Source organism: Vibrio sp. 2096, assembly GCF_033339595.1.
GTDB lineage: Bacteria > Pseudomonadota > Gammaproteobacteria > Enterobacterales > Vibrionaceae > Vibrio > Vibrio alginolyticus.
This window is the reverse complement of record NZ_JAWOUX010000006.1, coordinates 194,662-208,786: the sequence shown is the minus strand read 5'-3', so window position 1 is coordinate 208,786 and position 14,125 is coordinate 194,662. Positions and strand designations below refer to the sequence as shown.

Here is a 14,125-nt window from a genome sequence, read left to right as displayed (position 1 = left end):
CTCGGCTTTGTAGCTGAGGGCTTTTTTTCTATAGAAGAATAAAAGCCCTCAAATATTATTTTAATTGACATAGATAAATTAATTTAAAAATTTATCACCATAGGTAAGTAATAATTATTGATTGCTTTTATCTTCTGGCAATGTTTATTTTTAAGTGCGAATGTATATTAGAGTAGTTTAATTGGTTAAATTTAAAATAACTCAGCGTTAGGGTAGATAAATATCTCATGAAACTATAGAAGCTGTTTTTAAGCTGCCTAAGTGGAGGTTGATTTATATATTTATCGTAGAAGGAAACACTATGCGTGAAGCGATTTGAATTGTGGTGTTCTAAAAGAAGAGGCCACGAGAAAATAAATTTCCCGTGGCGGCAGTATGAGCTTTGTTCGTTGCTTTAGAGCAAAGTAGCAAGCCTATTGCTAAGAGATTGAAATGACTATTGATGAAGAGTGCTCAAAGCACTAAAGCTCACATCAAAGATTTCTCCTCGATATGCATTATCAGGTTTAAACTGAGGGTAAATTCCGGCTTTGAAGTAAAACGCAATATCAGGCGACGCCCATCTTTCAGTAAGAGTATAGGACTTGTTGTTAGCGGTGTCTGAGTATGCTTCTCCCCACTTCAGTGTGTGCGAGACCATATTACTGCCATCTGCATCGTAGGTGGCTAAAAACAGTCCTTCCTTATCGGCACGGATCGTATATTGCCAGTCTTCGTTTACCGCGTAGGTACCAAGCTTAACGCTGAATGCGTTGCAATCAGTACAGTCTTTGTTGTTATCAAGTTTGTAGTTATCGTTCAGAATAACTCGGACTGGCTTATTGTCACCTTCCCAAAGTAGCTTCACGAGTGCTTGGCTGATTTTCCAACCATGTATCTGGCCTACCACGACTTTTGGTAATTGACCGTCGATTTTAGGGTATTCGTTAATTCTTAGTGTTGCGTTTAGCGTATGCGAAGTTGCACCGGTACGACTATCTTCAATATACCAACTTGTCTCTTCATCGCTGGTGCTGCAATCCGGGGAGTTAGTACTGATGTAGAGCTCTCGCAACTCTGAACGGATGTAACTGGAGTTGGCCGTTGACGTGCCGTAACCCATATCGGCACGGAAATGCATGCTACCGTCAATAACATTGAAGTATGATAAATCAATCTCGCGTTGGTAAACGCTCTCTTCGTTAGACAGAGGATCTTTACTTGAATTACAACGCTCAGGCTCTAATTCAGCCGCGCTGTCACCGCCAAAACCATACCAATCATTTTTGCTTGCAGGAATGGTTAATTTCCAATCGTCAATATTCCAGGCTATTGAATCAGTATGGTCAGTTTTGGTTAGTCCTAGCTGCTTAAATTGTACCTTTGCTTCACCGTTTTCAAACTGGTTGTAAACTCCGGCTTTAAAGTAGCTCAGGAGGTGCTGCCAGTAGGATACATCTACATTTACCTTTTGCTCATCGTTCACTTTAATGGTTAATGTGTTTTCTCCGATTTTTACTTCGAATCGCGTGAATGCGTTGAGATCGGCTTTTCCTAAATCATAACGATCATATGATGTTGCATAACAATCTGATGCGCTAGAAGGTAGACTGCAATCTATGGCATTGTTCTTTACTACCGCCCAGTAATGACCAGTGATACTGTTTCGTTCTTGTTCCCAAACGATTCGTAACAAAGGGTGTGGGATAGCACCTATACCAGAAGTATCTGTGCCTTTGTTATGAATTTGCAGGAAAGTGACTTCATCGTGGTTTGCAGGGGAGCTAGCCATTGCAAGGTTAATCTCTGGTAATCGAACATCTGCATACAAAGTTCTAAAGACGCCTTGTTCTGAAATGTTGAAGTTTTCTCGCTCACGAACTTCTGAGCGCATTTTGTAGTTCGACATTTTAAAGACAAGGTAATTGGAATCCTTTTCTGCGTAAAAGTGGTCACTCTTATAATCCGAGAATGCTCCATTTTTGACGTCACTGTTTTTGTTTCCCTCCTCCCCATTGGGATCTGATACTTGTAAATCTGAATTACTCAATATGTTTTGAAATTTTGCTATTGAGTATGGTGCTACATGCTCTTGGTGTGGAATATTTGGTTTATCATCTTGGCTTGTAGGGGAGGTATTTCCTCCACACCCTATTAATCCAAGCCCAGAGAAGCTTATTAGAAGCAATTTAGTTGATTTTATAAACACAGTAGTACGTCTCTTATACCATTTAATATTTGTAATACAATATCATTTTAGTGTTATTGGGGAGTAGTTTAGTCATAAGTTAAATAGTAAAAGTGTTAATTAAATCTCAGAAGAGTTCTATATCTATAAGTGGTGTCTTTGATAAGGCGTAAGGTTAAGTTATGTCTGTTTTTCCTAAGAGTTATTAACGGTTTTACTATGATTAAACGCTAATTGATAAGTTCATCTAGAGTCATGTAAACAATCAAAAAAAGCCGAACATGACGTCCGGCTTTGAATTAGTTCCCGATTTTTACATTAATTTTTAGTGACTAGCTAAAGATTAAATTTGTGCGAATGCGCCTTCCCAAGTGTAAGTCACACCGTCGAACTCAACGCGATGTGCAGCGTTCTGTTTGTCTTCGTCTAGGTTGCAGATAGCGAAGTGGTAAGTGTTGCCTGTTGTGGTTTGCAGACGAATCACGGTACCCACTTCGTTGTTGCCAACGACGATTACTGACTCTACTAGACCACGAGCGCCAACCGATGCTTCGATAGACTCGTTGAAGTAACCGTGTGTCTCTAGCACAGAAGCAAACACGTGGTTCTGGCCAGATTGACGTAAGATCAGTGCTGGTTCGCTCTTCAAGTTGAAGTCTGGATCATTTGCGCCAGTGCGAGTGAAGAACACTTTGCCGCCGTTTGTAGCGCTTGTGATTAGCGAGTAGTAGCTGTTGTCGTGCAACCAGCTTATGAGCGAGCTGCCTTCAACTTGGCCTGAACCCACATTCCATAGATGCTGGTAGCCGTTGTCTTCGCCCATTGGACGCAGCGTGCTTTCTACGTCGTATTCAAAATCCGCGCGGATGATTTGACCAGAGTAATGCACTGGCAGGTCGTATTGGTGCTCTTGATCTGCTTCGATGCGGTAAACATCAATCACAAGCGGTTTTTCGAATTCTGGCAATTCAGCAAGAATAATGCTGCGTTGCATGTCTACACCGTTGTAGTAACCAGAAATACGACCGCTCATGCCTTGCAGCTTTTCATCATCAGCTTTGAAGAAGTGCTTAGAACCGAACTTGGTTTCTGCTAGCGCTGTGTCGAAGTTGTTTTGCGTCTTTTGGTCAACCGTTACTGTGTTGTGCGCGACTGTCTGCTTACAGTAAGACTTGTTCTCTGGGATGTAACGACCGCCAAATTTAGGCTCAACGTTTACCCAGCGACCAAAGCCGTAATCGTGCAGCACTTCATGACCGCGGTTAAACACGCTCAGGTGCAGACCATCGTAGTGACCGTGGTCTAGCGCAGAGTGGTACTGGTGATCGCTGCCGTGTTGACCAAACCAGATAAGCGCCATTGTATCTGCGGTATTGGGGTCGTCGTCTTGCTCGTCACGGTGACGAAGAATGCTTACGCCGCCTTTTTCGCCTTCTGGACCGTCTGTTACGAATAGGCTACCCCAGTTGAATGGTTTGATGTTATCTGCGGCTGCAACCGCGTCAGACAATGTTTTACCTGAGATATGAACCCAAACATCTTGCTGGTGGTCTGCCATGCCAAGTAACGTTTCAGACTGCTCGTAACGGTGGAAACATACTGACGTTGCCATGATTACGCCTTCATCATTGATCGAAATCGTCTTCGATGAATCGTTCAGTGCTGGCAAAGTACCATCTGGGAATGCCGTCTTAAATACTGCGTAAGACGTGGTCTTGATGACCGAGTCGTTGAATTCGTAAATACCAAGCTCAGGCTGGCGACGTTCAATCGCTTCTGCGAACAGGTAGATTGGACGTAGCGAGAAACGGTGGTAGTAAGGACCTTCCATGTAGTAGCCATCTGGCGAGAACAGTTGGTCTAGCTGAGCTAGGAAGCCGCCGCTCACTTTGTCCAGTTTCAAGCCGTAAAGCGCTTTGTCGACTGCTTCTTGATCGTTAATTGCGTAACCACAGATACCTACTGCTGCTACTGCCCACAGACCGTGGTTGTGTACGATGTCGAAGTCGTGACCGTAAGTGACTACGAACAGCTCAATCATTTGTTTGAACAGGTCGTTTTCAATCAGTGTTTTTTGCTCTTCTTCCAATGTGTGGTAAATGCAGCTGTACGCACAAGACGCGTATAGCATCCACATGTTCTCGTTCAGAGTTTGGTGGAAGATCTTACCCGGAGGGTTAGAGTCACGGCTGGTGTTGCTTTCTAGCGTCGGGTATACCTTCGCGTAAGCCATTAGCATGTCCACGATGTAATCGCGGTACTTCTGTTCGCCAGTGATAAGGAATAGGCGACCCGCTAGATCAATGTGGATGTAGTTTTGCTTGTGACGGTTGTGCTCGTAACCACCACCTTCGCCGTGACCGGGAACTTCAATGCCAACCTCGGCCATGTAAGCGTCAGTTTGTTTGATGTCACGTGCTAATGCATTTCCTAATAGGCTATCCGTGCCAAGTGCTTTGCTTAGTTCTGCCGCTTCTTCAAAGTTCATTAATAGCGGTTGGTAAGACAGGGTTTGGTAGCTCATTATTATTTCTCCTGCCCGAATGCGTTCACTTCTAGAGAGTAGAAGCCATTCCAGCTGTAGGTTTTACCGTTCATTTCTACTTGGTGTGGGGTTTGGTCGTCAGCGCCTAACACATTGCTGATCATCACAGTAACCAGTGATTTCTCAGTAGTGATTTCTACGATGCTGCCAACGGCGTTGTAACCCACGACGCGAATATCTTTCACCTGACCACGTGCATTCACCGATTGCTCAAACTCTTCATTGAAGTAGCCGTGTGTTTCTAGCACAGAAGCAAATAGCGTCGATTCGCCCTTGCTGCGCAGAATGAATGCCGGTTCGCTACGTAGGTTAAAGCTTGGGTCATTGGCGCCAGTGCGAGTGAAGATCACTTCATTATCGCCGTTCTGTTTCGCGCTGCTACTTGTGCCTAACCAAGTGTAGTAGGTGTTGTTTTGTAGCCAGCTAACCAGCGCCATATCTTGCACTTTGCCGCTTGCTACTTTCCAAAGGTGTTGGTAACCGAAGTCATCGCCAAGCGTGCTCAGTTCACCAAAGGTTTGGTAATCGAAGTTAGTACGTACGATTTGACCATCGTATTGATGAGAGTAGTCGTACTGATGCCCGCCTTCACCTTCGATGCGGTAAAGGTCTAGCAATAGCGGTGCTTCAAGCTCATCTAGGTTAAGCATGAACACACTGCGCTGCATGTCTGTGTTCGGGTAATGGTCGTTCGCAAACGCGCTCATACCGTTGATTTCAGTGCCTTCTACTTTAAAGAAGTGAGGCAAACCGTGCACTGAATCAGCGCGGTCTACATCGAAACCATTCTGACATTGCTCATCAATCGTTACCGCGTTGTGCGCGATAGTTTGACGTGCGTACGATTTGTTTTCGTCTAGGTAACGACCGCCGAATTTAGGCTCTACATTTACCCAGCGACAGAAGCCGTATTCACGCAGCACTTCTTGACCACGGTTGAAGAAAGTAATGCCAAGCGTATCGAAGTTACCATGTCCCATACCGTGTTGACCGTAGTTCATCACAAGCTGTGACACATCACCGGTTTTATCCTGCATACGGATAAAGCCTTGTGCACCGTTGTTACCGGTTGGACCTTCGTTTAGTTCCACACTTGGCCAGAAAGGCATGCCGATTTCACGGTCTGCGATGGCTTTATCGTAGGCTTGAGAAAGCTCAAGACCACATGGGTGCATCCAAACGGCATTTTGAATCTTCGCCATGCCTAGGATGTTATCGTCTAGACCGTAGTGCTTGCTGTAAACGCTCACTGCAACTTGAACACCCATGTCGGTAATGCTCATGGTACGAGATGCGTCGTTTAGGGCAGGGAACTCACCATTCGGATAAGCCGTTGCCAGCATCGCTTGTACTGTGTTGCCAATCACTTTGTCTTTGTAGTTGTAGATGTCTACTTCAGGCATGTGACGGTGTACTACTTCTGCAAATACACAAGTTGGACGAATCGCATAACGATGGTAGTAAGGGCCTTCCATGTAGTAACCAGAAGGGGCGAACAACTGTGAGATTTGCGCTAGGAAGCCGCCAGTATCATCACGGTCTTGACCGTATACCGACATCTCTAGATATTCAGGTTTACCAATGGCTAGGCCACAAATACCAACAGCAGCAACTGCCCAGATGCCGTGGTTGTGAATACGGTCGAAATCGTGCGCGTATTTCACTGTGAACATGTCTAGCATTGGTTCGAAAATGCGCTCAACAACGGCTGTGCGCTCTTCTTCTGTCATCACTGATGCCACGCAAGAGTAAGCAAGGCTAGTAAACATTAACCAACAGTGTTCATTAAGGATCTGGTGGAAAAGACGACCTGTTGGGTTAGTGTTTTTCTGTACGTGGAAATCAAAAGTGAGGTACTTCTCTGCGTAAATAGCGAGAAGATCTTTAACGAACTGCGCGTACTTTTCTTCTTGAGTGATCAAGAACAAACGACCCGCTAAGTTCATGTAGGTATAGTTTTGTTTGTGGCGGTTGTGCTCGTAGCCACCCGCTTCGCCGTGACCTGGTACGTCTAGAGGCAGACGCATGAAGGCTTCAAGTTCCTTGCGATTCGCTTCAATGGATTTGCCCATTAAGCTCGGCTTTCCGACTTCCTTTCTTAGTAGTTCGACTTCTGCTTCAGTCAACAAAATCGGTTGTGTAGTCATTTCTTTACCACCCTCAGATGAAGTGTGTTGTTTTCTTAAACTTTCTATAAAGTAATACAATATTAAGTTTGGGTGTAGTTTTTGTGGCAAAAAGGGAGAGTGAAATCACGCGAATTTAGCTAACCCATTGATTTGTATTGTTGTGATAATCCTTGTTGTGACTGATGTTTCGGCGTTATCAATCGTTAAGTGGAATGCTTTAACGAGCACCGTTTGATGAATATCACATATTTTTAGATATATTGTATGACAATTAAAGAGGATCGGATATGCTCGTTACCAATTCGACAGCAGACCCTTTCGCTTCGCGTTTCACTTTTATCAATACGACGCTTTTTTAAGAGGACCTTTTAATAAAGCATGGTTAAGAATGAAGTGCCGTAGGGTTCGCTTTAATAGAGACTTTTTAGGAGTATGACGATGAATTCTTTCTTTGTATTAGATGAGAACCCGTGGGAAGAGCTAGGCGGCGGTATCAAACGTAAAATTGTTGCTTACACAGATGACCTAATGGCGGTTCACCTATGTTTCGACAAAGGCGCGATTGGCGCTCCGCATACTCACGAAATTCACGATCAAATCGGTTACGTGGTACGTGGCAGCTTTGAAGCAGAAATCGAAGGCGAGAAGAAAGTACTTAAAGAAGGCGATGCATACTTTGCTCGTAAGCACATGATGCACGGTGCGGTTGCACTAGAGCAAGACAGCATTCTTCTAGACATCTTCAACCCAGCTCGTGAAGACTTCTTAAAATAATCTATAGCGCAACCTCAGTTGCTAAGGTGACAACATGAAATCATTAAACATCGCGGTCATTGGCGAATGTATGGTTGAGCTACAGAAAAAGGAAGGTCAGCTAAAGCAGTCATTCGGTGGTGATACGTTGAATACCGCACTGTATTTATCTCGTTTGACCAAAGCTCACGATATCAAAACCAGCTATGTAACGGCTCTGGGTAACGATCCTTTTAGCCAAGAAATGCTATCAGCATGGCAAGAAGAGGGCATCGATACTAGTCTGGTTCTTTCCGTTAAAGAAAAGCAACCAGGTATCTACTACATCGAAACCGATGAAACTGGCGAGCGTTACTTCCACTACTGGCGTAACGAAGCGGCCGCTAAGTTCCTATTCGAACAAAACGAGTCTCCGCTATTAGTTGACAAACTTTACTCGTACGATGCGGTTTACTTGAGCGGTATTACATTAGCGATCCTTACTGAAGAAGGTAAGACACAACTGTTTGGCTTCCTTGAGCGCTTCAAGGCACAAGGTGGTAAGGTTATTTTCGATAACAACTACCGTCCTAAATTGTGGGAAAGCCGCGAGAATGCCATGTCTTGGTACCTTAAGATCCTTAAGCACACAGATATCGCACTGCTCACATTTGAAGATGAGCAAATGCTTTACGGTGACGAGCATCTAGAACAGTGCATCGAGAGAACCTCTGCACTGGGCGTGGATGAAATCATCATCAAACGTGGTAGCAAAGATTGCTTGGTTGTGGCGAATGGCGAAGCGCAATACGTGGCGCCAAACAAAGTCGACAACGTGATTGATACAACAGCGGCTGGTGATTCTTTCAGTGCGGGCTTCTTGGCGAAGCGCTTGACTGGCGGCAATGCAGCGGAATCGGCTTACTCTGGCCACTGTATGGCTGGCGCGGTAATTCAACATAAAGGTGCCATCATTCCACGTGAAGTGATGCCAGATCTTCCTTTGTAATTCTTTTGCGGAGCGTTGAGTAATCGGCGCTCCGCAGTGATTTATTGAACTCAAGTTAACGACGACGAGTACACTCTTATGACGACATTAAACGAACAATTAGCAAACCTAAAAGTAATTCCTGTTATTGCCATCAACAAAGCAGAAGATGCGATCCCTCTAGGCCGCACGTTGGTTGAAAACGGTATGCCTTGCGCAGAAATCACGTTCCGCACAGAGTGTGCTGCAGAAGCGATTCGTGCTATGCGCGCTGAGTTCCCAGAAATGCTGATCGGTGCAGGTACGATCCTAACTAACGAGCAAGTTGACCAAGCGATCGAAGCTGGTGTGGACTTTATCGTAAGCCCTGGCTTTAACCCTCGCACGGTTCAATACTGCCTAGACAAAGGCGTGGCTATCGTACCTGGCGTAAACAACCCAAGCCTAGTTGAGCAAGCGATGGAAATGGGTCTGCGTACACTTAAGTTCTTCCCTGCTGAGCCATCTGGCGGCGTTGGTATGCTTAAAGCACTAACGGCGGTTTACCCAGTGAAATTCATGCCAACAGGTGGCGTGAGCCTAGGTAACGTAGACGAGTACCTGTCTATCCCTTCAGTACTGGCATGTGGCGGCACTTGGATGGTGCCAACAAAACTTATCGATGAAGGTAAGTGGGATGAACTAGGGACACTGGTTCGCGACGCAGTAGCTCACGTAGCATAAGTGTCGTAACACCCCGATAAAACTAGCGAAAGAATGAAAAGCGAGCATCAATGCTCGCTTTTTTGTGTTTGAAAGTTTGAAAGAGGCGAGAGTTAAGAATCGCATTCATATAAATCCTACTTTCTATCCAATTTTTTCGAAACATCTCATTACGTTTCCTTCAAAGAAATGCCGCGCATTTTTGATCTTCAGACAAAGCGCGAAGAAGAAAAATATTCCATACTCTAATAAATTTCAATTAGACAATTTGTATTACAATATGTTGAGGTGTTCTGAGTGGCAATTATCTCCTAGAAAGCCATTGGTCTAAGAAAGTAAGGGATTTGACGTGTTTTTTTCGTTGAATAACTTATGCTTTAGATCACAATTAAAGCTTATTGTAGTACAAATGGGGTTATGAGAAGAGTAGTCTAGACGTTAGAAAATGATCAAACTTGAAAGGCTGAAAAAATGACTATTGATACTCTTGTTGTTCTTGCCTACTTCTTCTTCTTAGTTGCAATTGGTTGGATGTTCCGTAAGTTCACTACCTCAACCAGTGACTACTTCCGAGGGGGCGGTAAGATGTTATGGTGGATGGTAGGTGCTACCGCCTTCATGACGCAATTTTCAGCATGGACGTTTACAGGTGCCGCAGGACGCGCGTTCAATGACGGTTTCGTTGTTGTAATCCTATTCTTAGCCAACGCATTTGGCTACTTCATGAACTATCTCTACTTTGCTCCAAAGTTCCGTCAGTTACGTGTAGTGACGGCGATTGAAGCAATTCGTCAACGTTTTGGTAAGACTTCAGAGCAGTTCTTCACTTGGGCTGGTATGCCAGACAGCTTGATCTCAGCCGGTATTTGGTTGAATGGTCTTGCGATTTTCGTGGCAGCGGTCTTCAACATTCCTATGGAAGCGACCATCATCGTTACGGGTTTAGTGCTAATGCTAATGGCGGTAACGGGTGGCTCTTGGGCAGTTGTTGCATCTGACTTTATGCAGATGCTGGTTATCATGGCAGTGACGATCACTTGTGCGGTGGCGGCATACTTCCATGGTGGCGGTATTGGCAACATCGTGTCGAACTTCCACGGCGACTTCATGCTGGGTAACAACCTGAACTACTTCAGTATCTTTATCCTTTGGGTTGTGTTCATCTTTGTTAAACAGTTCGGTGTCATGAACAACAGCATCAACGCTTACCGCTACTTATGTGCAAAAGACAGTGAAAACGCACGTAAAGCTGCAGGTCTTGCATGTGTGCTGATGATTGTTGGTCCTATCATCTGGTTCCTACCACCTTGGTACGTTGCGGCATTTATGCCTGATTTCGCAGAGCAATACGGCTCAGTAGGTGGTGATGCAGCTTACCTAGCATTCGTACAAAACGTAATGCCAGCAGGTATGGTGGGTCTTCTGATGTCAGCAATGTTTGCGGCGACCATGTCTTCAATGGACTCTGGTCTTAACCGTAACGCGGGCATCTTTGTGATGAACTTCTACAGCCCGATTGTGCGTCCACAAGCGTCGCAAAAAGAACTGGTTATCGTGAGTAAAGCAACGACTATCGTGATGGGCTTCATCATCATTGGTATCGGTCTATTCATTAACTCACTACGTCACTTGAGCCTGTTCGATATCGTACTGAACGTCGGTGCATTAATTGGTTTCCCAATGCTGATTCCTGTACTACTTGGTATGTGGATTCGTAAGACGCCGGATTGGGCTGGTTGGGCAACACTGGTTGTTGGTGGCTTTGTTTCTTACATCTTCGGTATCTCACTACAAGCAGAAGATGTAGAGCGCCTATTCGGTCTAGAGCAAGCGTTTACAGGACGTGAGTGGGCAGACCTAAAAGTTGGCTTGAGCTTAGCGGCACACGTTATCTTCACCGGTGGTTTCTTCTTGCTGACAACGCGCTTCTACAAAGGTCTATCACTTGAACGTGAGAAAGAAGTGGACCAATTGTTCGAGAACTGGAATACGCCACTTGTGGCTGACAGCGAAGAGCAGCAGAACCTAGATACAAAACAGCGCGGCATGCTTGGTAAGCTTATCAGCGTAGCGGGCTTCGGTATCCTAGCTATGGCTCTAATTCCAAATGAACCATCTGGTCGACTACTGTTTATCTTGTGTGGTGCGATTGTTCTCTCGGTGGGTGTTCTATTGGTGAACGCAGCCCGAGGGCCTAAAAGCCCAAAGTTAGCTAACGCGAAAAGCTAACCAAAGTTAAAGACTCTCAATGAAAAATCCCGCGGTGTTAAAGCCGTGGGATTTTTTGATCAAGCTGACTGAGAAAGCGTGGCGCATCGTTTGTTGTTATTCGTTGTATTGGGGAACTCCCAATAAGGTGCGACTATATTCACATTAGAGTCGTCAGCCTAAAGCGAAAAAGCAATCTAACTTTCTTTGCACGCCGTGTTTACACTTTACACCCCAAACCTGATGCTTTGTCTATTTAAATAAATATGTGTGCCTTCTTAGCAAAGAAAAAGCATTAAATCAGACGTAGCTTTAATGAGGTGTACGCCAGAAATAGGAGAGAGGTTTTGAAGTGTGAGTGGAAAATATATAAGAGAATTGGAAGAGGCTGCCCTGCAAAACTTTAAAGGAGTGGCTAGGGTATCAAGGAGTGATGAGCGTCTGGGGAAAAACAAAAAAAGCCCAGCTACATTGGTAGCTGGGCTTTTAGTTACAACTGAGTGTGACTAAGCTTCTAGCTCTGCAAAGTAGTCGAAGATGACTGGAACGTCATTTTGACCAAGGCCTTTATCAACTGCTGCTTGTAGACTCCTAGAAGTGCCCTCTGCAATCAGGGAAGTTGTACCAAGCTCTTCGCATAGAGCAAGGAAGTAACCGAGGTCTTTGTTTGCGTTTGCGACAGAGAAGCCTAGTTTTTCTTCGCCATCTACGGCGTAAAACTTACAGAATTGCATAAATGGTGAGTTTGATGGTCCTGCAGACATGATGTCGAATAATTGTTGACCATCAACACCAGCACGTTTAGCAACAGCAAATGCCTGAGACATTGTTGCTACGGTTGTCATACCCATAAAGTTATTCACAAGCTTAGTTACGTGACCAGAGCCTAGTGTGCCAAGGTGGAATACGTTTTCACCTTGATCGTCCAGCACTGGCTTAACCTTATTGAATGTTTCGACGTCGCCTGCGGCCATGATGTTCAGTAAACCATCTTTTGCGTGGGCAGGTGTACGACCTAGAGGCGCATCAATCATACCAGCCCCTTTCTTAGCAAGGTCAGCGCCAATCTTCTTCGTTGAAGCTGGAATAGATGTACCGAAGTCGATGAGTGTTTTACCTTCTGACATGCCAGCTAGAACACCAATGTCTCCGTAAACAACTTTTTCGACAACTTCAGATGTTGTTAGGCACAGCATCACGATATCACTTTTCTCTGCTAGCTCTTTACCTGAAGAAGCTTCAGAAGCGTTTCCACGAGCTAGTACTGCGTCAACAGCATCTTTATTGAGGTCCATTACAGCAACTTCGTAACCACGTTTCTGTAGGTTTTCAACCATGTTTCCGCCCATCAAGCCTAGGCCGATGAAACCAATGATAGGTTTAGTCATTTTAACTCCAAAAATACTATTGTATGATTATATTGCTTGTTGGTAATCATAATGACTATTGTGGCTTTTGCAATTGAAAATTATGAGCATAGCGGGCTTGGGATGAATTTTTTCTAAAAGTGAGATGTAAGTAAGGTTTGTGGGGGTTTTATTCATCAGTGTATATAAGAAAAGCGGATTCATCACGCTTCCATTTTATCGTGAACAAAGCCTTTAGGAGGCTTAAATAACGTAAAAATAAGATTTATTGTAATACAAGTGATTTTGTTTCAGCTAGAGGAATACTGTCTATACCAAAAATGGGTGAAACGTTCCAGATGGGGTGAAAGGCGAGGTGGTATAAGGATAAGCCGCAGTACAAACATACTGCGGCCGTTATCAAATCAGTACTAAAGCGTACTTACTGATAGGTAAAAAGACTTATTGGTACTAAATGCCTAAAGCTTGACCACCACCAATTTGCAGTGTTTCTGCGGTAATGAATGATGCATCTTTACTTACCAGAAAAGAGATAGCAGAGGCGACTTCCTCTGGCTGGCCTAGGCGTCCAAGCATAATACTGTCTGCCCAAGAAGCAAATACTTCAGGCTTGGTTGCTTTGATTTGAGCATGGAATGGTGTATCGATAGTGCCAGGAGATACTGCATTGACTCGAATTCCTGCCGGAGCTAACTCTTTAGCTAAAGCGCGAGTTAATGTATGAACGGCGGCTTTTGATGTACCGTAAATACCTGCACCTGGACCACCTGCATTCCAAGCAGCGTTTGAAGTGAAGTTGATAATTGATGCGTTATCAGACTTTTTTAGAAATGGAATCGCTGCGCGTGATACGAAGAATGCACTATCGAGGTTTAAAGCCATGACTTTACGGAAAAAAGCAGTTTCCATACCTTCAATAGGACTACGACCACCAAGACCACCTGCGTTATTAACGACAACATCGATTTTGCCGTATTTTTCACCAATAGCATTGATGTTTTCATCGACGGCATGTTCATCTGTAACGTCAAAACCGTAGTATTCAGCCTCAATCCCTGCGTTATGTAGTTTGGAGACACACTCCGAACCTTTTTCATCTTCAATGCCGTTTAGAATGACCGTGTATCCATCCTGACCAAGACGCTTTGCCACTTGGAAGCCGATACCGCCAGTAGCACCAGAAATAAATGCAATTTTAGTAGACATAATGGTGTTCTCTCATGTTTGTAGAGTTGGAAAGGATTTTTCATTTAACATAGGGTATTATTGTAATACAAATGGTTTTAA

Annotated in this window: 9 protein-coding genes; 4 read left to right on the top strand and 5 right to left on the bottom strand. The window is 44.4% G+C overall.

The genetic code is table 11. The features are described 5' to 3' along the window. Positions 1-436 precede the first annotated feature (436 nt). The 3 genes from R7Q41_RS13900 to R7Q41_RS13890 all read right to left on the bottom strand — a co-directional run bounded on the left by R7Q41_RS13900 (position 437) and on the right by R7Q41_RS13890 (position 6,859). Positions 437-2,188, bottom strand: a complete 1,752-nt coding sequence (locus R7Q41_RS13900; RefSeq protein ID WP_053349965.1) for a polysaccharide lyase family 7 protein — start codon at positions 2,186-2,188, stop codon at positions 437-439. Positions 2,189-2,510: 322 nt separating this feature from the next. Next, positions 2,511-4,676 (bottom strand): heparinase II/III family protein, encoded by a 2,166-nt coding sequence (locus R7Q41_RS13895; RefSeq protein WP_318144541.1) that lies wholly within the window; start codon positions 4,674-4,676, stop codon positions 2,511-2,513. Between the two features lie 17 nt (positions 4,677-4,693). Then, complete coding sequence (locus R7Q41_RS13890) at positions 4,694-6,859, bottom strand: heparinase II/III family protein (RefSeq protein WP_248486268.1); 2,166 nt, start codon at positions 6,857-6,859, stop codon at positions 4,694-4,696. Between the two features lie 420 nt (positions 6,860-7,279). On the opposite strand from R7Q41_RS13890, the gene R7Q41_RS13885 reads away from it, so the two are divergent. The 4 genes from R7Q41_RS13885 to R7Q41_RS13870 all read left to right on the top strand — a co-directional run bounded on the left by R7Q41_RS13885 (position 7,280) and on the right by R7Q41_RS13870 (position 11,492). Then, positions 7,280-7,615, top strand: a complete 336-nt coding sequence (locus R7Q41_RS13885; RefSeq protein ID WP_005450851.1) for a cupin domain-containing protein — start codon at positions 7,280-7,282, stop codon at positions 7,613-7,615. A gap of 34 nt (positions 7,616-7,649) precedes the next feature. After that, on the top strand, positions 7,650-8,582 hold the full coding sequence (locus R7Q41_RS13880) for a sugar kinase (RefSeq protein ID WP_005437155.1): 933 nt from the start codon (positions 7,650-7,652) through the stop codon (positions 8,580-8,582). 78 nt (positions 8,583-8,660) lie between these two features. Next, positions 8,661-9,284, top strand: coding sequence for a bifunctional 4-hydroxy-2-oxoglutarate aldolase/2-dehydro-3-deoxy-phosphogluconate aldolase (locus tag R7Q41_RS13875; protein ID WP_005388506.1), 624 nt, complete (start codon positions 8,661-8,663; stop codon positions 9,282-9,284). A gap of 450 nt (positions 9,285-9,734) precedes the next feature. Continuing rightward, positions 9,735-11,492, top strand: coding sequence for a sodium:solute symporter family transporter (locus R7Q41_RS13870; RefSeq protein WP_017821226.1), 1,758 nt, complete (start codon positions 9,735-9,737; stop codon positions 11,490-11,492). 485 nt (positions 11,493-11,977) lie between these two features. Here the strand turns inward: R7Q41_RS13870 and R7Q41_RS13865 are convergent, their stop codons facing one another. Both R7Q41_RS13865 and R7Q41_RS13860 read right to left on the bottom strand, forming a co-directional pair. Then, positions 11,978-12,859, bottom strand: coding sequence for an NAD(P)-dependent oxidoreductase (locus R7Q41_RS13865; RefSeq protein WP_054574330.1), 882 nt, complete (start codon positions 12,857-12,859; stop codon positions 11,978-11,980). A 429-nt stretch (positions 12,860-13,288) separates the two neighbouring features. Continuing rightward, a complete protein-coding gene (locus R7Q41_RS13860) occupies positions 13,289-14,044 on the bottom strand; it encodes an SDR family NAD(P)-dependent oxidoreductase (protein ID WP_017634222.1) in 756 nt (251 codons plus the stop codon). Positions 14,045-14,125 lie beyond the last annotated feature (81 nt).

Excerpts from the sequence above, each read along its gene's own strand:
- R7Q41_RS13890 (WP_248486268.1), bottom strand. The coding sequence starts at position 6,859 with ATGACTACACAACCGATTTTGTTGACTGAAGCAGAAGTCGAACTACTA.
- R7Q41_RS13885 (WP_005450851.1), top strand. The coding sequence starts at position 7,280 with ATGAATTCTTTCTTTGTATTAGATGAGAACCCGTGGGAAGAGCTAGGC.
- R7Q41_RS13880 (WP_005437155.1), top strand. The coding sequence starts at position 7,650 with ATGAAATCATTAAACATCGCGGTCATTGGCGAATGTATGGTTGAGCTA.
- R7Q41_RS13875 (WP_005388506.1), top strand. The coding sequence starts at position 8,661 with ATGACGACATTAAACGAACAATTAGCAAACCTAAAAGTAATTCCTGTT.
- R7Q41_RS13870 (WP_017821226.1), top strand. The coding sequence starts at position 9,735 with ATGACTATTGATACTCTTGTTGTTCTTGCCTACTTCTTCTTCTTAGTT.
- R7Q41_RS13865 (WP_054574330.1), bottom strand. The coding sequence starts at position 12,859 with ATGACTAAACCTATCATTGGTTTCATCGGCCTAGGCTTGATGGGCGGA.
- R7Q41_RS13860 (WP_017634222.1), bottom strand. The coding sequence starts at position 14,044 with ATGTCTACTAAAATTGCATTTATTTCTGGTGCTACTGGCGGTATCGGC.